The organism is Streptomyces sp. NPDC048111, from assembly GCF_043202815.1.
Taxonomy (GTDB): domain Bacteria; phylum Actinomycetota; class Actinomycetes; order Streptomycetales; family Streptomycetaceae; genus Streptomyces.
The window spans coordinates 35,521-56,361 of sequence record NZ_JBIDBD010000031.1 but is presented as its reverse complement, the minus strand read 5'-3'; the positions used below and the strand labels follow the sequence as shown (position 1 = coordinate 56,361).

The following is a 20,841-nucleotide window of genomic DNA, read 5'->3' as shown; positions in this document are numbered from 1 at the left end:
TCCGTAATATCTGCACATGACAGGCACAGGAGGCGGCACCCGTAACTGGGCGCCGGGGGACCAGATCCTCTGGCGCTACCGCGATCACGCCCCGGCCCCGGGGGGCGACGGCAGGGCACCGGTCCACATCTGCCGTCCGGTGACGGTGGTGCAGGACACCGACGAGATGCTCGCGGTGTGGATGGCGCCCGGCACCGAGTGCGTACGGCCGGTGCTCACCGACGGCCGGCCGCTCTACCAGGAGCCGCTGGCCACGCGCTACACCGCCCCGCGCACCACGGAGCGCTCCCGGTGGTTCGGCAGCGGTGTGCTCAAGCTGGCGCGCCCCGGTGAGCCCTGGTCGGTCTGGCTTTTCTGGGAACGGGACTGGCGCTTCAAGAACTGGTACGTGAACCTGGAGGAGCCGCGCGCACGCTGGTCCGCGGGCATCGACTCCACGGACCACTTCCTCGACATCGCCGTCGAACCGGACCGCAGTTGGCGCTGGCTGGACGAGGACGAGTTCGCCCAGGCCCAGCGGGTGGGCCTGATGGACGACGGACTCGCGTCCCGGGTGCGGGCGGCCGGGCACGCCGCGGTCGAGGTGATCACGGCGTGGGGCCGGCCGTTCTCGGACGGCTGGGAGGCATGGCGGCCGGATCCGCGCTGGCCCGTTCCCGCGCTCCCGGCGGACTGGGATCGCACTCCGGCGCACATGACGTCGTGAGACCCTTGATGCGCCCCCGGGGTTCAAACGTAGGATCGTCCTCCGCGGGCGCACGCAGGATCCACCAGCGCCGATCGGCGGACCCGGTGCGAGAATTGACCGTATGTCACCACAGGGGGGTGGAGCATGCCCGGTGTCACCGCCGCCCGGCCGGGGCCTCCCCCGCGCCGCAAGAACGTGGGGGTGGGCGCACCGCGTGACGCCACGGCATCGCGCATCCCCACCCTGTCGCTGCCACTGCCGCCGCTCGCGGCAGGGTGGATGCCTCATCCCGGACGGACGGAACCCGACGCGTGACGGAGCCCCAGCCCACCTCGCACGAGAGCCGGCGCAAGGAACTCGCCCGGCCCACCGAGCAGACCCTCCCCCGAGCCCTTGAGGAGCAGGGGAGGCCCCATGCCGCTCCGGAGGAGCGGGGGAGGCCCCATGCCGACATCCCGGCGGTACCGGAACGGCCGGGCCCGGCCCGGCGCGCGCCACTGGGCGCCCGCGCGGCCGAACGGGGCGCGGGCGTGACCGCGTCCGTGCCGGGGCAGCCCGAGCGGGCGGGCCGCGACAGCGCCGCCGCCTCCGCCGTGCCCTCGGTGGGCGCCTCCGACGACGGCGGCGCGGGCGCCGCGGCCGCCCGGCGCGAAGGCGACCAACTGCGGTTCGTGGGCGCCGCGACGCGGCGGATCGCCCGCGGCATAGACCTCGACGAGATCGTGCTCGGTCTGTGCCGGGCCACCGTTCCCACGTTCTCCGACGCGATCCTGGTCCATCTGCGCGACCCGCTGCCGGTCGGCGACGAGCGTCCGGCCACCCCGTTCGTGCTGCGGCTGCGCCGCACCGACCGGCTGCGTTTAGTGGACGAGGCGCTGAGCGAGAGCGCCGAGGCCGAGGGCCTCACGGTGCTCGGCGGCGCCGGGCCCGACCTCACCCCCGCGTCCGAGCTGTGCGAGGTGCGCACCGGCGGCGAGCTGAACGAGGTCCTGCGCGGGGTGCGCCCCGTCTTCGCCGAGTCCCCCGCGGCCCGCGCCGCGCTGGCCGAACTGCTCGGCCCCGACCGTACGGTGCCCGGCGGGCGGCGGGCGATACTCGCACCGCTGCGCGGCCGGCGGCGGGTGATCGGCGCCGCGGTCTTCGTGCGCGGCCCCGAGCGGCCGGCCTTCGAGGCCAACGACCTGCTGGTGGCGGCCCAGCTGGCCACCCACACCGCACTGGGCATCGACAAGGCGGTGCTGTACGGCCGCGAGGCCTACATCGCCGACGAGCTCCAGCGCACCATGCTGCCCGACAGCCTGCCCCAGCCCACCGGGGTGCGGCTCGCCTCGCGCTACCTTCCCGCGGCCGAGACGGCCCGGGTCGGCGGCGACTGGTACGACGCGATCCCGCTGCCCGGCAGCAGGGTCGCCCTGGTCGTCGGTGACGTCATGGGCCACTCGATGACGTCCGCCGCCATCATGGGCCAACTGCGCACCACCGCACAGACGTTGGCGGGTCTCGACCTGCCGCCCGCCGAGGTCCTGCACCATCTGGACGAGCAGGCCCAGCGGCTCGGCACCGACCGCATGGCGACCTGCCTGTACGCGGTGTACGACCCGGTCGCGCACCGCATCACCATCGCCAACGCCGGCCATCCGCCACCGGTGCTGCTGCACCTGGGCGGCCGGGCCGAGGTCCTGCGGGTGCCGCCGGGCGCTCCCATCGGGGTCGGCGGGGTGGACTTCGAGGCGGTCGAGCTGGACGCCCCGGCGGGCGCCACCCTGCTCCTGTACACCGACGGCCTGGTCGAGTCGCGGCTGCGCGACGTGTGGACCGGCATCGAGCAGCTGCGCGAACGGCTCGCCGCCACCGCCCAGTTGACCGGCCCGGACCACTCGCCGCCGCTGGAGGCGCTCTGCGACGACGTGCTGGACATGCTCGGGCCTGGCGACCGGGACGACGACATCGCGCTGCTGGCCGCCCGCTTCGACGGGATCGCGCCGAGCGATGTGGCGTACTGGTTCCTTGACCCGGAGGAGACCGCCCCCGGCCGGGCCCGCCGGCTGGCCCGCAGGGCCCTGGAGCGGTGGGGTCTCGAGGAGCTGACCGACTCGGTGGAGCTCCTGGTGAGCGAGGTCGTCACCAACGCCGTACGCTACGCCGAGCGTCCCGTGACGCTGCGCCTGCTCAAGACGGACGTGCTGCGCTGCGAAGTCGGCGACGACTCCCCGCAGTTGCCCCGTCAGCGGCGGGCCCGGGACACCGACGAGGGCGGGCGCGGGCTGTTCCTCGTGAACCGCCTCGCCAGACGCTGGGGCGCGACCCGGCTCTCCGGCGGCAAGGTCGTCTGGTTCGAGCTGCCGACCCGCGGCTAGGCGGGCCCGCGCCCGTCCACCCGCGCCCCGTACGGCGACGGCCCCCACCCCCGAGCGGGGGTGGGGGCCGTCGGCCGTGTCAGCCGGGCAGCAGCGGATCGTCCGGCGGGCTGGCCCCGCCGGTGCCGGTCGACGTCGTCGGCGACGGCGGCTTCGGCTTGTGCGAGGTCGTGCCGGTCGGCGAACCGGTCGGCCCGGTCGGCGACTTGGAGGTCGTGCCGGACGGGGACTTCGAAGCGGTGCTGGACGGCGACTTGGAGGTCGTGCCGGACGGCGACTTCGAGGCGGTGCTGGACGGCGACTTCGACGGGGTGAACGCGGGCTCCTTGGCCGCTCCCTGGTCGGTCTCCAGGTCGAACTTGCCGGTACCGCCCTTGACCGCGTCGAAGGTGTACGCGGCCCAGATGCGGGCCGGTATGGAGCCACCGTTGATCCGGCCGTCCTCGCCGGCGCCGTTGGTCATGGTGACCTGGCCGCCCTTGGGGATGTGGACTTCCTTGCCGTCGACCTTCACGCTGCGCGGATCGGCGGCCTCGCCCCACAGGCCGACCGAGGTGACCAGGTCCGGGGTGTAGCCGGTGAACCAGGCCGACTTGTTGTCGTCGGAGGTACCGGTCTTGCCGGCGACCTGCTTGCCGTCGCGGTTGTCGGCGTCGGCCACCGACCTCTTGGCCGTACCGTCGTCGACCACGCCGGTGAGCACCGAGGTGACGGAGTCCGCCGCGTCCCGGCTGATGACCTGGCTGCCGATCGGGTCGGGCTTGTCGTACTTGTGGTCCTTGTGCTCGGCCGACTTCACGATCGACGGCGTGACTTCCTTGCCGTGGTTGTCGAGCGTGGCGTACACCGCGGCCATCTGGAGCGGGCTCGCGCCGTAGGAGCCGAGGGTCATGGCGGGGACGGGCTTGAGGCCCTTGATGGAGGTCATGCCCATGGCCACTGCGGTGTCGCGCACCTTGTCGAGGTGGGCGTCCACACCCATCTGCGCGAACACGGAGTTGACCGACTTGTTCATCGCGTCCTGGACGCTGATGTCGCCGTAGTCCGCGTTGTCCTCGTTCGGCGGGGCGAAGGGGATGTCGCTGCCCTTGACCGGCCGCCTGCTGTCACCGTCGTAGACGGTGTTCGCCTTGATCGGCTTGCCGTCCTGCGTCTCGGCGCCCTGGTTGAAGGCGGCCGCGAGGATCACCGGCTTGAAGGTCGAGGCGGGCTGGTAGCTGGTGTTGGTGGCGTTGCTGAGCTGGTGCTTGATGAAGTCCTGGCCGCCGTACAGGGCGACCACCGAGCCGGTCTTCGGGTCGACCGAGGCGGCGCCGGCCTGGAGGTCGGCGTCGACCTTGCGCTTCTTGGGGTCGAGCTTGCCGGTGAGCTGGGCCTTGACCGCGGCTTCGAGGAGCTTCTGCTTGGCGGGGTCGATGTTGAGCGTGATCGTCCAGCCGCCGCGGGCCAGGACGTCGTCACCCAGGCCGTTGCGCGCCAGTTCCTTCTTGGCGGCGTCCACGAAGTAACCGGTCTGGCCCTCCATGCCGGGGGCGACCTTGGCGTCCATGGGCGGCTCGAACTTCAGCTTGGCGCGGTCGGCGGCGGACAGCCACTTCTTCTCGACCATGTTGTCCAGGGCCTTGTTCCAGCGCCCCTGCACCAGCTGCTTGCCGACCGGTCCCGCCGTCTGCCAGTCGTACTGACTGGGGGCCTGGAGCAGTGCGGCGAGGTAGGTGCCCTCCTCCAGGGAGAGCTTCGAGACGTCCTTGCCGTAGTACGCCTGCGCCGCGGCCTGGATGCCGTAGGCGCCCCGGCCGTAGTAGCTGGTGTTCATGTACCCGGCGAGGATCTCGTTCTTGCCGTAGCGCTGGTCCACCTTGAGGGAGATCACGATCTCCTTCAGCTTGCGGGTGACCGTCTGCTCCTGCGTCAGATAGTTGTTCTTGACGTACTGCTGGGTGATCGTCGAGCCGCCCTGGGCACCCTTGCCCATCAGGGTCTTGAGGATGCCTCGGGTGGTGCCCTTGAAGTCGACGCCCTTGTCGTCGTAGAAGGTCTTGTTCTCCAGGGCGACGAAGCTGTGCTGGATCGGGACCGGCACCTTGTCGAGGCCGACGTTCTCGCGGTTGACCGATCCGGTGCGGGCGAGCACCTGGCCGTTGGAGAGCTTGTAGATGTTGCTCTCCATATGGGCTTCCTGGTTGTCCGAGGGGATCGGGACCATCAGGTAGATGACGTAGAACGCGCCCATCGCGAGGAGGCAGAGCCCGAAGAACGTGCCGAGCATCTTCTTCCAGGTGAAGAACCGGCGTATGCCTTTCTTCTTCTCCTTCTGCTTGCCCCGGCGCGTCCCGCTCTGCCGGGCGCGCCGCTCTTCCGCTCGGCCCATAACCTCAGTCGCTCGCCTTCATATGACTCACCAGACTCGCCAGATCAGCTCAGAAAACTAACACCGCACGTATGGACAAAGCGGATTCGATCACGTCTTTTCCGTACGTGAGAATCAGCACCTGCCCCATGGGAACCGACGATTGAATCGTGCCAAGGGTTGCGAGCTCTCCCGACACCGCCCCGATTTGCCCGGTAATGACCCCATGATCGAGCGCTATGCACCCCGGGTATACACAGCAGGTATACCCGGTGCGTATAGTGCTGCCCCATGAAGCGACGCCTGCACGATCTCGCCCTCGGCATCCGGTTCGCCCTCGGCGGCGGCCGGGAGGGCTGGGTCCGCACCCTGCTCACCGCGGCCGGTGTCGGCCTTGGCGTCGCCCTGCTCCTGGGCGCGGCCTCGGTGCCGCATCTCCTGGACGCGCGGGCGGCCCGCATCCACGACCGCCAGCCCTACGCGGAGAGCTCCGGAAGGAACACCGGGAACGTGCGGGCCTCCCTCCTGTACGCGACCGCGGACACCGAGTACCGCGACGACAGCATCGGCGGCAAGCTGCTGCGGCCGGCCAACGCCGATCCCGTGCTGCCGCCGGGCCTGACCTCCGTACCCGCGCCCGGCACCATGGCCGTCTCCCCCGCGCTGCGCGCCCTGCTCGACTCCCCCGAGGGTGAACTCCTGCGCCCGCGGCTCCCGTACACGATCACCGCGACCATCGGTGAGGCCGGTCTGGTCGAGCCCTCGGAGCTCTATTACTACGCCGGCAGCTCCGCGCTCTCCGCCGACACCGGCGCCTCCTCGGCGGCCGGGTTCGGTGACATCGGCGAGCGGGAGCCGCTCGACCCGCTGCTGGTCGTGCTCGTGGTCCTCATCTGCGTCGTGCTCCTGATGCCCGTCGCCATCTTCGTCGCCACCGCCGTGCGGTTCGGCGGCGAGCGGCGCGACCGGCGGCTCGCCGCGGTGCGCCTGGTCGGCGCCGACGTGCGCAGCACCCGCTGGATGGCCGGCGGCGAGGCACTCGCCGGAGCCGTGCTCGGGCTCGCCGCGGGCGCCCTGCTGTTCCTGGGGGCCGCCCGTCTCCTGGGCCCCCTCGGCCCGTGGGGCTTCGGCTTCTACCCGGGCGACCTGCGACCGCTGCCCTGGCTCGCGCTGGTCGTCGCCGTCGCGGTGCCCGCCCTCGCGGTGGTGGTGACCCTGGCCGCGCTGCGCTCGGTGGTGATCGAGCCGCTCGGTGTCGTACGCGGCGGACGGGGCCGGCGCCGCAGGCTCTGGTGGCGGCTCGCGATGCCGGTGGCCGGCGTGGCGCTGCTGCTCGTGTCCCAGAACCCGGCGACCCGCACGGCGCCGCTCTCGGTGGCGCCGTCCGCCCTCCAGGCCCAGCTGATGGAGGCCATGGACCCGCTCCTCATCGGCGCGGGCGCGGCGCTGGTCCTGGCGGGCCTGATCGCCCTGCTGCCCTGGCTGGTGGAGGCCGTGGTGGACCGGCTGCGCGGCGGCTCGGCCTCCTGGCAACTCGCGGTGCGCAGGCTCCAGTTGAGCAGCGGCCCGGCCGCGCGCGCGGTGAGCGGGATCACGGTGGCGGTCGCCGGTTCGGTGGCGCTGCAGATGTTCTCCGTCGGCATCCACGACGACTTCAACAGGGCCACGGGCGCCGACGCGAGCCGCGCCCAGTACACGGTCGAGGCCGACCAGCCCGACGCCCTGCTCGCCGAGCGCATGATCGGCGCCTTCCGCGAGACACCCGGTGTGCAGCGGGTGATCGGCGCCGTCAGCAGCTATGTGTCCTGGCCCGGTCCGGTCCCGGACGACGACATCCGGCCCCTGACCACGCTGACGCTCGGCGACTGCGCGACCCTGCGCGAGCTGGCCCGCATCGATTCCTGCCGCGACGGCGACACCTTCGTCGTGCACCCCTCGGACGACCCGGAGCAGGCGGCCTGGGTGGACCGCACGGCCCGTCTCGGCAAGCCGGTCAACATCGCGTCCGACGAGCCCGGCGTCGCGCCCAGGCTGTGGACGCTGCCCGCCTCCGCCCGTACCGTCACCGGCCGCCCGGACCCGAGCGGCGAGGTCCGGTACGGCATCTTCGCCACCCCGGGTGCCATCGACGCCTCGGCGCTCGCCTCGCAGGCGCGGACCTCGGCCATGCTCACCGTGGACCAGCGGGTGCCGGACGCGGCCGAGCACATCCGCAACACCGCCGCCCGGCTCTCCCCGCGGCTGCACGTCACCACCGTGCGCACCCTGGAGCGCGACCGGCAGTACGCCGGCATCCGGACCGGGCTCCAGGCCGCGTCCCTCGTCACGCTCGGGGTGATCGCGGCCGGGATGCTGGTCGCGCAGGTGGAGCAACTGCGCGAGCGCAGGCGCCTGTTGGCGGCGCTGGTGGCCTTCGGCACCCGGCGCGCGACGCTCGCCTCGTCCGTCCTGTGGCAGACCGCGGTGCCCGTGGTCCTCGGCATGGCGCTCGCGGTGGCGGGCGGCACCGCGCTGGGCGCCCTGATGCTGCGGATCGTCGACAAGAGCGTCACCGCCTGGTGGCTGTTCCTGCCGCTGGCGGGGGCGGGCGCCACCGTGATCCTCGCGGTGACCGCGCTCAGCCTGCCGGTGCTGTGGCGCCTGATGCGCCCGGACGGGCTGCGCACCGAATGACACCGACCACCGGCCCGGGCCACCGGCCCGGACGCCGACACCCCCGACCCGCCGACTCCCCCAACCACCGCGGCAGTTGAGAAGAAGGGAACCACCCCCATGTCCATCGGCCACACCCTGCTCGGGCTCCTCGAATCGGGCCCGCGCCACGGGTACGACCTGAAGCGCGCCTTCGACGAGAAGTTCGGGCACGACCGCCCGCTGCACTACGGGCAGGTCTACTCGACGATGTCCCGGCTCCTGAAGAACGGCCTCGTCGAGGTCGACGGCGTGGAGGCGGGCGGCGGTCCCGAGCGCAAGCGGTACGCCATCACCGACGCCGGCGTCACCGACGTCGAGTCGTGGATCAGGCAGCCGGAGAAGCCGGAGCCCTACCTCCAGTCGACCCTGTACACCAAGGTCGTCCTCGCCCTGCTGACCGGCCGCGACGCGGGCGACGTCCTGGACACCCAGCGCGCCGAGCACCTGCGTCTGATGCGCGTGCTCACCGACCGCAAGCGGCGCGGCGACCTCACCGACCAACTGATCTGCGACCACGCCCTGTTCCACCTGGAGGCCGATCTGCGGTGGCTCGAACTGACCGCCGCCCGCCTCGTCCAGCTCGCCTCGGAGGTACGCCCGTGACACCCGCCGGTTCCCTGCTCGTCGCCCACGACCTGCACAAGGCCTACGGCCCCACCCCGGCCCTGGACGGCGCCGAGTTCTCCATCCACCCCGGCGAGGTCGTCGCGGTGATGGGGCCCTCCGGCTCCGGCAAGTCGACGCTGCTCCACTGTCTGGCCGGGATCGTCACCCCGGACTCGGGGACGATCACCTACGACGGCCGTGAGCTGTCCGCGATGTCGGACGCCGAGCGCAGCGCGCTGCGCCGCACCGAGTTCGGCTTCGTCTTCCAGTTCGGCCAGCTCGTGCCGGAGCTGACCTGCGTGGAGAACGTGGCGCTTCCGCTGCGCCTGACCGGTGTCAAGCGCAAGGAGGCCGAGCGCAGGTCGCTGGAGTGGATGGAGCGCCTTGAGGTCGCCGACCTCGGGCACAAGCGCCCCGGCGAGGTCTCCGGCGGCCAGGGACAGCGGGTCGCGGTGGCCCGCTCGCTGGTCACCAAGCCCCGTGTCGTCTTCGCCGACGAGCCGACCGGCGCCCTGGACTCCCTCAACGGCGAGCGCGTCATGCAGCTGCTCACCGAGGCGGCCCGCTCCACCAACGCGGCGGTCGTCCTGGTCACCCATGAGGCCCGGGTCGCGGCCTACTCCGACCGCGAGATCGTCGTACGCGACGGAAAGTCCCGCGACATGATGCTGGAGCACTCCGTATGAGCCTGCTGCGCGACCTCGCGCTCGGCGCCCGGTTCGCCCTGGCCGGAGGCCGCGAGGGCTGGACGCGCACCCTGCTCACCGCCGTCGGTGTGGGCCTGGGCGTCGCGCTGCTGCTCGGCACCACCGCACTGCCCGGCGCGCTGACCGCCCGCCAGGACCGCGACAACGCCCGCAACGACTACGGCGCCTCGGTCGACACCGGCCCCGGCCAGGACACCCTCCTGATAGGCCGCGCCGACACCGACTACAAGGGTGCGGACGTACGCGGCCGGCTGCTCCAGGGCGAGGGCCCCAAGGCGCCCGTGCCGCCCGGGGTTTCCACCCTCCCCGCGCCCGGCACCATGGTCGCCTCGCCCGCCCTGCGCGACCTGCTGGCCTCCCCCGACGGCGCGCTGCTGCGCGAACGCATCCCGTACCGGATCACCGCGACCATCGCCGACCAGGGCCTGATGGGGCCGCACGAACTCGCCTACTACGCGGGCAGCGACATCCTGAAGGAGCGCAAGGCCGCGGCCGACGACGGCGACGTGGTGCGGGTCAAGGGATTCGTCAACGCGGTGCAGGAGAAGCTCGACCCGATCCTGGCGCTGCTCATCGTCATCATCTTCGTGGTGCTGCTCATGCCGGTCGGCGTGTTCATCGCGGCCGCCGTGCGCTTCGGCGGCGACCGGCGCGACCGCAGGCTCGCGGCGCTGCGCCTGGCGGGCGCCGACCGCAGGATGACCCGCTGGATGGCGGCCGGAGAGGCGATGGCCGGCGCCGTGGTGGGCGTGGTGCTCGGCGCCCTGTTCTTCGTGATCGGCCGCCAGTACGTGGGCGACGTATCGGTGGCGGGGCTCAACGTCTTCCCCTCCGACGTCGACCCGAGCCCGCTGCTCGCGGTGGGCGTGGCGCTCGCGGTGCCGGCGTCCGCGGTGGCGGTGACGCTGTTCGCGATGCGCTCGGTGGTGGTGGAGCCGCTCGGCGTGGTCCGCACCTCGGTGCCGCGCAGGCGGCGCATGTGGTGGCGGGTGCTGCCGCCGCTGGCCGGCGCCGGCCTGCTGCTTCCGATGGCCGGCCGGGGCCGTGACCACGGCATGTTCAACCAGTCCCAGGTGATCGGCGGCACCGTCCTGCTGCTGATCGGGGTGACCGCGCTGCTGCCCTGGCTGGTGGAGGCGGTGGTGCGCAGGCTCGGCGGCGGCCCGGTGGGCTGGCAACTGGCCGTGCGCAGGCTCCAGTTGACGTCCGGTTCGGCGGCCCGCATGGTGAACGGCATCGCCGTGGCGGTGGCCGGGGCCATCGCCCTGCAGATGCTGTTCGGCGCCGTCGAGGGCGACTACGTGAAGGCGAACGGCGAGGACACCACCCGGGCCCAGCTGGTCGTGCCGCTCGGTGAGCGGACGCCCGACGCGCAGGCCCGCGAGGTCGGCGCCCTGAAGGGCACCGCGGGCGTGACCGGCGCGGTGGTCCTCGGTTCGCTCGACGCGGGCGAGCAGGCCAAGGAGCCCCAGCACTACACCCCCGTCACGATCGGCACCTGCACGGACCTGGCCGAGGCCGCCGCACTGCCGGCCTGCAAGGACGGCGACGCCTTCATCGCGACCGGCGGCGACTGGGAGCCCGAGCAACTGCCCGCCCCCGGCGGCACGTTCTACCTCGACCCGACCAGCAGCGGCTCGAAGAAGAGGGGCGCCGAGGCCCGCTGGACCGTTCCGGCCGGCACCCGCAAGGCGGCGGCCCGGCCCGACCCGACGGGTCAGCGCCGCCCCGGTCTGCTGCTCACCCCGGGCGCACTTCCGCACGGCGTGAAGCTGCCCGTCCATTCCACGGTGTTCGTCTCGACCGCCCCCGGGGACGACCTCGCCAAGGAGCGGGTCCTGAACCTGGCCGCGAGCGCCGACCCGCTCAGCTCGGCGCGCGCCCTGACCGGCACGCGGACCAGCGCCCGGTTCGCCGGTGTGCGCCAGGGTCTCTACATCGGGGCCGCGGCGGTCCTGATGCTGATCGGCGCGAGTCTGCTGGTGTCGATGCTGGAGCAGCTGCGCGAGCGCAAGAAGCTCCTGTCGGCGCTCGTCGCCTTCGGCACCCGGCGCTCCACCCTGAGCTTCTCGGTGCTGTGGCAGTCGGCGGTGCCGGTGGCGCTCGGGCTCACGCTCGCGGCGGCGGTGGGGCTCGGGCTCGGTTCGGTGCTGCTGCGGATGGTGGGCCGCTCGGTGACGGTCGACTGGGTCCCGGCGGTGTCGATGGTCGGCATCGGGGCGGGCGTGGTCCTGCTGGTCACCGCCCTGTCCCTGCCGCCGCTGTGGCGCCTGATGCGCCCGGAGGGGCTGCGCACGGAGTAGCCGCCGGGCCCGAACTCCCCTGCCGTGCAGGGAGGTTCGGGCCCGTCCCCTCCACCGCCGCTACCGCGCCACCCGTACCGGCAGGTCGCGCAGCGCCCCGCGCAGAGCGCTCGCGAACTCCTCGAACTCGCCCTGGCGAGCGGCACCCGTCCGCATCGCCAGGGCGATCGTGCGCGAGGGCGCCGGTTCGGCGAAGTACCCGGTGACCAGGCGGTCGTTGCGGCCCGTCTCGATCTCCACGGCAGTGCGCGGCAGCAGGGTCACCCCGAGCCCGCCCGCCACCAGCTGCACCAGGGTGGAGAGCCCGGCCGCGGTCGTGGTGACCGGGGCGCCTTCGGTGCGGCCGGCCTCGCGGCAGATGTCCAGGGCCTGGTCGCGCAGGCAGTGCCCCTCGTCGAGGAGCAGCAGATGCAGCTCGCGCAGCGCGTCACGGGGAATCCCGCTGCGTCCGCCGAGCCAGTGGTCCTGCGGGGTGACGAGCACGAACTCCTCGTCGAACAAGGGGAGTTCGCTGACGCCGGGCACGCCGAGCGGCACGGCGAGCAGCAGCAGGTCCAGGCGCCCGGCGGCGAGCCCCTCCAGCAGCGAGGAGGTCTGCTCCTCGTGGACCTGGAGGTCGAGCTCCGGATAGCGCTCGTGGACGAGCCGGAGCACGGCGGGCAGCAGATAGGGCGCCACGGTCGGGATCACGCCGAGCCGCAGCACTCCGGTGAACGGCGCCCGTACCGCCTCGGCCTCCTCCAGGAGCTCGCCGACCGCGTCCAGGACCGCCTTGGCCCGCACCGCGAGCCGCTCCCCCGCCGGCGAGAGCAGCACCTTGCGGGTCGTGCGCTCCAGGAGCTGCACGCCGAGGGCGTCCTCCAGGGCCGAGACGGCGCCGGACAGGGCGGGCTGGCTCATGCCGATGGAGGCGGCGGCATCGCGGAAGTGCAGATGCTCCGCCACCGCGGCGAACGCCCGCAACTGCGCCAGGCTGGGCTGTTTGCCCTTGCTGCCGACGCTCCTCTTATTTACGGCCACTGATAGGCACCTCCGATCGCGCTGACCCAGTCTAGCTATTTCCCTGATCAATGGTGCCTGTGCCAGGATCGGTAATCCGTCCAACCCCACAGGAAGTTTCCCGAATCCGCTCGATTCGGACTTCCTCGTTCGCAAGGAGAGCGCGTGCTCACTGTTGGTGACCAGTTCCCCACGTACGACCTGACTGCCTGTGTGTCGCTGGAGAGCGGCCAGGAGTTCCAGCAGATCGACCACAAGACCTACGAGGGCAAGTGGCGTGTGGTCTTCGCGTGGCCCAAGGACTTCACCTTCGTCTGCCCGACCGAGATCGCCGCGTTCGGCAAGCTGAACGACGAGTTCGCCGACCGCGACGCCCAGATCCTCGGCTTCTCCGGTGACTCCGAGTTCGTGCACCACGCCTGGCGCAAGGACCACCCGGACCTGACCGACCTGCCCTTCCCGATGCTCGCCGACTCGAAGCACGAGCTCATGCGCGACCTCGGCATCGAGGGCGAGGACGGCTTCGCGCAGCGCGCCGTCTTCATCGTCGACCCGAACAACGAGATCCAGTTCACGATGGTGACCGCCGGTTCCGTGGGCCGTAACCCCAAGGAGGTCCTGCGGGTCCTCGACGCCCTGCAGACCGACGAGCTGTGCCCGTGCAACTGGACCAAGGGCGAGAACACCCTCGACCCGGTCGCCCTCCTGGCCGGTGAGTGACCCATGTCCCTCGACGCGCTGAAGTCCGCGGTCCCGGACTACGCCAAGGACCTCAAGCTGAACCTCGGCTCGGTCATCGGCAACTCCGAGCTCCCGGCCCAGCAGCTGTGGGGCACGGTGCTCGCCACCGCCATCGCCTCGCGCAGCCCCATCGTGCTGCGTGAGCTGGAGCCGGAGGCCAAGGCCAACCTGTCGCCGGAGGCGTACACGGCCGCGAAGGCCGCCGCCGCCGTCATGGCGATGAACAACGTCTTCTACCGCACCCGCCACCTGCTCTCCGACCCGGAGTACGGCACGCTGCGGGCCGGTCTGCGGATGAACGTCATCGGCAACCCGGGCGTGGAGAAGGTCGACTTCGAGCTGTGGTCGCTCGCCGTCTCCGCGGTGAACGGCTGCGGCCAGTGCCTCGACTCGCACGAGCAGGTGCTGCGCAAGGCCGGCGTCGACCGCGAGACGATCCAGGAAGCCTTCAAGATCGCCGCGGTGGTCCAGGCCGTGGGCGTCACCCTCGACTCCGAGGCGGCGCTGGCCCAGTAGGCCGACCGCGTACGCGCGAGCCGCGTACACCGCGAAAGGGCCCCGCCGGTACGACACCGGCGGGGCCCTTTCGCGTCGTGTTGCGGGGGCCCGCTATTCCCGGTCGGCGCCGGCCGCGGCGGGCGCGGTTCCCGCGGGCTGCGCCTCCTCGGCGGCCCGGGCGCTGCGCAGGGCGTTCTCGCGGGCGTACTTGCGCAGATAGCCGACCACCGTGTTGGTGACCGCGACCAGCGGGACCGCGACGACAGCGCCGCCGATGCCCGCGACCATGCCGCCGGCCGCCACCGAGAGCACCACCGCGAGCGGGTGCACCCGCACCGCGCGGCCCAGGATGAAGGGCTGCAGGACGTGGCCCTCGATCTGCTGCACCGCGAGGACGACGACGAGCACCATCAGGGCGTTGAACACCCCGTCGGTGACGAGCGCGACCACGACGGCGAGCGCGCCCGAGACGACCGCGCCGACCAGCGGGATGAAGGCGAACAGGAAGATGAACACCGCGAGCGGCACCGCCATGGGCACGCCCAGGAAGTAGATGCCGACGCCGATGCAGATCGCGTCGATCAGCGCCACTATCACCGTGCCGCGCACATACGCGGTGAGGGTGCGCCAGGCCTTGGGGCCGGCGCCCGCGACACCCGGACGGGCCGCGGCCGGCACCAGCTTGAGCACCCACTGCCAGATCTTCGGGCCGTCGTACAGCAGGAACAGCGTCGAGAACATCGCCAGCAGTATCCCGGTGAGCACCTCCACCAGGACGGTCACGCCCTGGAGCCCGGCCGAGGTGATCTCGTTGGTGTTGGCCCCGATGGTGTCGCTGAGGTTCTTGGCGATCTGGTTGATCTGGTCCTCGGTGACGTGGAACGGGCTGTTGAGGGCCCAGCTCTTGAGCTCCTCGATACCGCCCTGCACCTTGCTCGACAGATCGTCCAGGTTGTCCATGACCTGCCACACCACGAACCAGCCGACGAGCCCCATGAGCACGAACCCGGAGATCGCGGTGACGGCGGTGGCGAGCCCGCGCGGCAGGCCCGCCCGCTTGAGCCGGGCCACCGTCGGCTGGAGCAGCGCGGTGATCAGCAGCGCCGCCACGAAGGCGAGCACCACGAGCCGGACCGCGCTGATGACCTGGGTGAGCACGTAGAGGGTGCCCGCGAGCACGAGCAGCCGCCAGCCCACCTCGGCGGCGACCCGCATGCTCCACGGCACGGCGTCGACCGGATCGGGCCGGGCGGCGACCGCGGGCGCGTACGCGGGCGGCGGCGGTACGTGGTCGGGGGCGTGCTCGTCAGCGGGCCCGGACGGCTCCGGGGGCTCGTCCTCGGGCGCCGCGCGGCGCTTCCTGAGCACGGGGGCGGGCGGCTCGGCCGGCCCGTCGCCGGCTGCGGGCTCGACGATCAGCGGGCCGTCATCGGCGTCCGCGTCCGTCTGCGCCCTGCGTTCCTCCAGGCGCTCACCCCACCGGGTGAGACCGGCACCCAGCCGTCCGAGCATTCCGGGCACTCTCGACATGATCCCGCCGTTTCCTTTTTCCCCGCCGCTGAGTCTCCCCACCGTCTACCCCCGAACCGTCCGGACCTGACCGTACACGGGCGAAGCCCCGCACCGAAGGACGGTGCGGGGCTCCGAAAGGTTGAGCGGGTCCGGGGGTGTCCACCGTCCGGACCGGACCTCCGGCCGGTGTTCTAGTACCAGCTGTGGGACTGCCAGAACGACCAGGCGCCGCACGGGCTGCCGTACCGGTCGTTCATGTAGTTCAGGCCCCACTTGATCTGCGTGGCCGGGTTGGTGCGCCAGTCGGCGCCGGCCGAGGCCATCTTGGTGCCGGGCAGCGCCTGGACGAGACCGTAGGCACCGGAACCGGAGTTGGTGGCCGTGTAGTCCCAGCTCGACTCGTTGTTCACGATGTGGCTGAAGCACTGGAACTGGCCGGCGGGCACGATCTGCCGGGCGATCGACTGGATCTCGTCGATCGAGTAGGAGCTCTTGACCGCGAAGTCGGTACGGGCCGCCGAGCGGCTGGCCGCCTGGGTCTCCAGGTCGCGGGCCTTGGCCTCCTTGTCGGCCTTGTCCTTGTCCGCGGCGTCCTTCTTGGCCTTGGCGTCCTGCGCGGCCTGAACGCGCGCGGCCTCCTCGGCGGACTTCTTCTGCGCGGCGCTGGCCTGGGCGGACTGCGCGTCCGCCTGCTGGGCCAGGGACGCGGTCTGCACCTGGGCCTGCTGTCCTGCGGGGATGTCCGCCAGGAGCGTCGAATCGGCGGCGGTGGCCTCGAAGTTGTCGTTCGAGGCGGCGGCGGGGCTGCCTGCGGCAACGCCGACCACGGCGCCAACGGTGGTGACCGCAGTGGCAGACGCCACCGCGAACCCCCGGACCGAAATCCGGCTCACACGGTTTCCTTCCAGCAGCGTCCGCACGGGTGACCTCGCGGACGCAATCGTGCCCCTGGCTCTCTCCTCCCAACTGCGGGGTCACGGGAGGAACTGACCCGATGGGCAACTCCCTTGCGGGAAGTGCCGCGTGATGCGCGGGCGGCATACGGCGTCGGCTATTGAGTTGCGGGGTACCGGAGTACCGGAGATACAAGGGTGCCGTATGCGGGGCCTGACGGATCCAAGACTCTGCCCGAAGCGGACGCCGCGAGGCAATTCCGCGTTGCGTGGGAAACCTCACACCTCGTGGACCCCAGGAGTTTTTTCCGATCGCACCCATGAAGAGGCGCCGCCCGGCTAGGCTTTCGCGTTCGCCGGACGGCGCCAACTCGTGGCGTACTGGCTCAGATCGAGACGTCCTCCAGCATTTCGGTCACCAGGGCGGCGATCTGCGACCGCTCGGACCGGGTGAGGGTGACGTGCGCGAACAGCGGGTGCCCCTTCAGCTTTTCGACGACGGCCACCACACCGTCGTACCGGCCGACCCTCAAGTTGTCGCGCTGGGCCACGTCATGAGTGAGCACCACCCGTGAATTGGCCCCGATCCGGGACAGAACGGTCAGCAGGACGTTCCGTTCCAGCGACTGCGCCTCGTCCACGATCACGAAAGCGTCGTGCAGCGAGCGGCCCCGGATGTGGGTGAGCGGCAGGACTTCGAGCATGCCGCGCGAGGTGACCTCCTCGATGACCTCACGGCTCGTCACCGCGGACAGCGTGTCGAAGACGGCCTGGGCCCAGGGGCCCATCTTCTCGGCCTCGGACCCCGGCAGATAGCCGAGCTCCTGGCCGCCCACCGCGTACAGCGGCCGGAAGACCATCACCTTCTTGTGCTGCCTGCGCTCCAGGACGGCTTCCAGGCCCGCGCAGAGCGCGAGCGCCGACTTGCCCGTACCGGCCCGGCCGCCCATCGAGATGATCCCGATGTCGGGGTCGAGCAGCAGGTCCAGCGCGATGCGCTGCTCGGCGCTGCGGCCGTGGATGCCGAACGCCTCCCGGTCGCCCCGCACCAGTTTGACGTTGCCGTCCGGTGCGACCCGGCCGAGCGCCTTGCCGCGCTCGGAGAGCAGCACGAGCCCGGTGTGCACGGGAAGCTCGGCGGCCTCCGGTACGTAGAGCGTCTCCTCCTCGAAGAGCAGGTCCACCTGCTCGCCGCTGAGCGGCAGTTCGGCCATGCCGGTCCAGCCGGAGTCGGTGATGGCCAGCTCGGCGCGGTACTCCTCCGCGAGCAGGCCCACCGACGACGCCTTGATCCGCAGCGGCAGGTCCTTGGACACGACGGTGACGTCGTAGCCCTCCGCCTGGAGATTGCGGGCGACGGCGAGGATCCGGGAGTCGTTGTCCCCCAACCTGTAGCCGGCGGGCAGGACGCCGGGATCGGAATGGTTCAACTCGACACGCAGGGTGCCGCCGAGCTCGCCCATGGGGATGGGGGCGTCGAGACGTCCGTACCGGACCCGGAAGTCGTCCAGCAGGCGCAGGGCCTGGCGGGCGAAGTAGCCGAGCTCCGGATGGTGCCTCTTGGCCTCCAGCTCCGTGACGACGACGATGGGGAGCACCACTTCGTGCTCCTCGAACCGGGTCATCGCGTTGGGGTCGGCCAGCAGGACGCTGGTGTCGAGGACGTAGGTGCGCCGGTCGGGCATGCGGCGCTTTGTGCTGGTCACCACGGAAGGACGTACCCCCTCGTAAGAGGCGCATGAGGTCGGGGTGCGACGGCGTCGCGGAAACGGGGACCGGGCTTCGGCCGTGCTGCGCGGGCCGAGCTCCGGCCCTCCACGTCGCCCGCGCGCGGTGCGCGGTCGTCCTGGTGCAAAGGGCCTCCCGGGTGGGTGGCGTTGCTGCCGCCCACTGAGATCCGACGCCCGTGGGCCGGGCGTCGACCTGGGGGTGTTATGCCCTCGAACAAGCGAAGCCATGCCCCGGGGTGTGCCCGGAGTTCCCCCTGGGGGGGGTTGCCCACCCACCCGCCCGTCCCCCCGGTTGCACCGGCTGAGCCCTGGGGCTCCGCCCCAGACCCCCCGAGGGGCTCCGCCCCTCGAACCCCGGCGGGGGCTCCGCCCCCTGCACCCCCGGTCGCGCCTGAACGGCGCTCGTCCTCAAACGCCGGACGGGCTGAGGATGCCCGGTGCGGATCAGCACCACGCTGGTAAGGGGCGCGGGGAACTGCGCGACCAGCCACGCACGGTCCGCACGTCACCGGGGCTGGGGGCGCGGGGAACTGCACGAAGAGCGACCACGGCCCGCACCCGGCCGAGGGATTAGGGGGCGCGGGGAACTGCGCAGCGAAGGCAGCACCGGCCGCAGGCGGCGGCCCGCGCCGGGCGGAGGGGGCTGGGGTCAGGTGCCGTAGCGGCGGTGGCGGGCCGCGTAGTCCCGCAGCGCCCGCAGGAAGTCCACCTTGCGGAACGCCGGCCAGAACACTTCGCAGAAGTAGTACTCGGAGTGCGCGGACTGCCACAGCATGAACCCGGAGAGCCGCTGCTCCCCGCTGGTACGGATCACCAGATCCGGATCGGGCTGCCCCCGCGTGTACAGGTGCTCCGAGATGTGCTCGACGTCGACGATCTCCGCGAGCTCCTCGAAGGACGTCCCCTTCGCCGCGTGCTCCAGGAGCAGCGAGCGGACCGCGTCGGCGATCTCCTGGCGCCCGCCGTAGCCGACGGCGACGTTGACCAGTATCCCGTCGATGTCGTGCGTGGCCTGCTCGGCCTCCTTGAGGACGGCCTGGGTGTGACCCGGCAGCAGGTCGAGCGTGCCGACGTGGTGGACCCGCCAGCGCCCGTCCGCCGCCAAGTCCCGTACCGCGTCCTCGATGATGCCGAGCAGCGGGGTCAACTGGTCCTCGGGACGGTCCAGGTTGTCGGTGGAGAGCAGCCAGAGGGTGACGACCTCGACGTCGGTCTCGGCGCACCAGCCGAGGAGTTCCTGGATCTTGCTGGCGCCGGCCTGGTGGCCCTGCTCGGGGCTGCGGGCCGATGCCTTGGCCCAGCGCCGGTTGCCGTCCAGGATGACACCGATGTGCTTGGGCACCTGGTCGTGGTCGAGGCGGCCTTCCACCCGGCGCGCATAGAGCCTGTACACCAGGTCGCGCAAACTCACCGATTCCACCCTCTCGTTGCCTTCCGGGGGCCCGCCGCCGCCCCGTACACCGGCCGCCCCAGGGAAAGCACAGTACTGCGGACGGGTCACGGCGGCCCAACTCGGCCTGTCACAAGTCCGTGATAAGCAGGGAAACGTGACTGAATCGCTCCGCTTCCTCCCGGCCCCCGACCGCTACGACTCCATGGAGTACCGCCGCACCGGTCGCAGCGGCCTCAAGCTTCCCGCCGTCTCGCTCGGCCTGTGGCACAACTTCGGTGACGACCGCGCGCTGGATTCCCAGCGTGCGATCCTGCGCCGCGCCTTCGACCTGGGCGTCACCCACTTCGACCTGGCCAACAACTACGGCCCGCCGGCCGGCTCGGCCGAGCTCAACTTCGGGAAGATTTTCGGCCAGGACTTCGCCCCGTACCGGGACGAGCTCGTCATCTCCAGCAAGGCCGGCTATCTGATGCACCCCGGCCCGTACGGCGAGTGGGGTTCGCGCAAGTACCTGATGTCGTCGCTCGACGCGTCGCTCAAGCGCATGGGCCTCGACTACGTCGACATCTTCTACTCGCACCGCTTCGACCCGGAGACCCCGCTGGAGGAGACGATGGGCGCGCTCGCGTCCGCCGTGCAGCAGGGCAAGGCGCTGTACGTGGGCGTCTCCTCCTACACGAGCGAGCAGACCGCCGAGGCGGCCCGGATCCTGAAGGAGATGGGCGTCCCGGCCCTGATCCACCAGCCCTCGTACTCGATGATCAACCGCTGGACGGAGGAGGACGGGCTGCTCGACACCCTGGAGGCGGCCGGCATGGGCTGCATCTCCTTCGTGCCGCTCGCCCAGGGGCTGCTCACCGGCAAGTACCTGGAGGGCATCCCGGAGGGCTCGCGCGCCACCCAGGGCAAGTCGCTCGACCCGGGCCTGCTGAGCGAGGAGGTGCTGCGGCGCCTGCACGGCCTGAACGACATCGCCCGGCGGCGCGGCCAGTCCCTGGCGCAGCTGGCGCTCGCCTGGGTGCTGCGCGACCCGCGCATGACGTCCGCGCTCATCGGCGCGTCCAGCGTCCGGCAGCTGGAGGAGAACGTGGCGGCACTGGCCGGGCCGCCGCTCGGCGAGGCGGAGTTGAAGGAGATCGACACCTTCGCCGTGGACACCGAGGGCACCAACATCTGGGCCAAGCGCGGCTGACGACCGGGGCCGGGAGAGAAGAGCCGGGAGAGAAAAGCCCGGGAAAGAGACTCCGGGAAAGAAAAAACGGGCCGGTCCGTGGGGGGGATACGGACCGGCCCGAGGGGGGGTTTCCACCATAACCCTTCGTAAGTGCTGCTGGGTGCCACGGCGCTCCAGAACTACGCTCCGAAACCGG

The 20,841-nt window shown here is 71.7% G+C and carries 15 protein-coding genes; 9 read left to right on the top strand and 6 right to left on the bottom strand.

The features are described from left to right. Positions 1–16: 16 nt before the first annotated feature. Both ACGF3I_RS30525 and ACGF3I_RS30520 read left to right on the top strand, forming a co-directional pair. Positions 17–706 (top strand): DUF402 domain-containing protein, encoded by a 690-nt coding sequence (locus tag ACGF3I_RS30525; RefSeq protein WP_393137655.1) that lies wholly within the window; start codon positions 17–19, stop codon positions 704–706. Between the two features lie 293 nt (positions 707–999). Beyond that, a complete protein-coding gene (locus ACGF3I_RS30520) occupies positions 1,000–3,045 on the top strand; it encodes a SpoIIE family protein phosphatase (protein WP_393137653.1) in 2,046 nt (681 codons plus the stop codon). 79 nt (positions 3,046–3,124) lie between these two features. Here ACGF3I_RS30520 and ACGF3I_RS30515 read toward each other — a convergent pair whose 3' ends face one another. After that, positions 3,125–5,416, bottom strand: a complete 2,292-nt coding sequence (locus ACGF3I_RS30515; protein WP_393137652.1) for a transglycosylase domain-containing protein — start codon at positions 5,414–5,416, stop codon at positions 3,125–3,127. Positions 5,417–5,686: 270 nt separating this feature from the next. Between ACGF3I_RS30515 and ACGF3I_RS30510 the strand changes: the two genes are divergently transcribed. From ACGF3I_RS30510 to ACGF3I_RS30495, 4 genes are all read left to right on the top strand, one after another. Continuing rightward, positions 5,687–8,068 carry an FtsX-like permease family protein gene (locus ACGF3I_RS30510; protein WP_393137651.1) on the top strand — a complete coding sequence of 794 codons (2,382 nt, stop codon included), beginning with the start codon at positions 5,687–5,689 and terminating at the stop codon, positions 8,066–8,068. A 99-nt stretch (positions 8,069–8,167) separates the two neighbouring features. Beyond that, on the top strand, positions 8,168–8,692 hold the full coding sequence (locus ACGF3I_RS30505) for a PadR family transcriptional regulator (RefSeq protein ID WP_393137649.1): 525 nt from the start codon (positions 8,168–8,170) through the stop codon (positions 8,690–8,692). Continuing rightward, entirely contained in the window at positions 8,689–9,381 is a 693-nt protein-coding gene (locus ACGF3I_RS30500) for an ABC transporter ATP-binding protein (protein WP_393137647.1), read from the top strand. Before ACGF3I_RS30505 ends, ACGF3I_RS30500 begins: the two co-directional genes overlap by 4 nt. Continuing rightward, complete coding sequence (locus ACGF3I_RS30495; protein WP_393137645.1) at positions 9,378–11,705, top strand: ABC transporter permease; 2,328 nt, start codon at positions 9,378–9,380, stop codon at positions 11,703–11,705. Before ACGF3I_RS30500 ends, ACGF3I_RS30495 begins: the two co-directional genes overlap by 4 nt. 60 nt (positions 11,706–11,765) lie before the next feature. Here the strand turns inward: ACGF3I_RS30495 and ACGF3I_RS30490 are convergent, their stop codons facing one another. Continuing rightward, the gene (locus tag ACGF3I_RS30490) at positions 11,766–12,725 is read right to left on the bottom strand and encodes a LysR substrate-binding domain-containing protein (protein ID WP_393137643.1); all 960 of its coding nucleotides are present in this window, start codon (positions 12,723–12,725) and stop codon (positions 11,766–11,768) included. Positions 12,726–12,869: 144 nt separating this feature from the next. On the opposite strand from ACGF3I_RS30490, the gene ACGF3I_RS30485 reads away from it, so the two are divergent. Beyond that, positions 12,870–13,424, top strand: coding sequence for a peroxiredoxin (locus ACGF3I_RS30485; RefSeq protein ID WP_100574859.1), 555 nt, complete (start codon positions 12,870–12,872; stop codon positions 13,422–13,424). Between the two features lie 3 nt (positions 13,425–13,427). Further along, positions 13,428–13,961 carry an alkyl hydroperoxide reductase gene (locus tag ACGF3I_RS30480; protein WP_161251190.1) on the top strand — a complete coding sequence of 178 codons (534 nt, stop codon included), beginning with the start codon at positions 13,428–13,430 and terminating at the stop codon, positions 13,959–13,961. A gap of 93 nt (positions 13,962–14,054) precedes the next feature. Here the strand turns inward: ACGF3I_RS30480 and ACGF3I_RS30475 are convergent, their stop codons facing one another. The 4 genes from ACGF3I_RS30475 to ACGF3I_RS30460 all read right to left on the bottom strand — a co-directional run bounded on the left by ACGF3I_RS30475 (position 14,055) and on the right by ACGF3I_RS30460 (position 19,489). Next, positions 14,055–15,473 (bottom strand): AI-2E family transporter, encoded by a 1,419-nt coding sequence (locus ACGF3I_RS30475; RefSeq protein ID WP_393137640.1) that lies wholly within the window; start codon positions 15,471–15,473, stop codon positions 14,055–14,057. A gap of 173 nt (positions 15,474–15,646) precedes the next feature. After that, positions 15,647–16,348 (bottom strand): transglycosylase SLT domain-containing protein, encoded by a 702-nt coding sequence (locus tag ACGF3I_RS30470; protein ID WP_393137638.1) that lies wholly within the window; start codon positions 16,346–16,348, stop codon positions 15,647–15,649. A gap of 386 nt (positions 16,349–16,734) precedes the next feature. Continuing rightward, complete coding sequence (locus tag ACGF3I_RS30465) at positions 16,735–18,057, bottom strand: PhoH family protein (protein WP_393137637.1); 1,323 nt, start codon at positions 18,055–18,057, stop codon at positions 16,735–16,737. A 670-nt stretch (positions 18,058–18,727) separates the two neighbouring features. After that, positions 18,728–19,489 carry an isoprenyl transferase gene (locus tag ACGF3I_RS30460; protein WP_393137635.1) on the bottom strand — a complete coding sequence of 254 codons (762 nt, stop codon included), beginning with the start codon at positions 19,487–19,489 and terminating at the stop codon, positions 18,728–18,730. A 136-nt stretch (positions 19,490–19,625) separates the two neighbouring features. Between ACGF3I_RS30460 and mgrA the strand changes: the two genes are divergently transcribed. Further along, entirely contained in the window at positions 19,626–20,663 is a 1,038-nt protein-coding gene (gene mgrA / locus ACGF3I_RS30455; protein ID WP_393137633.1) for an L-glyceraldehyde 3-phosphate reductase, read from the top strand. The last annotated feature ends 178 nt before the right edge of the window (positions 20,664–20,841 follow it).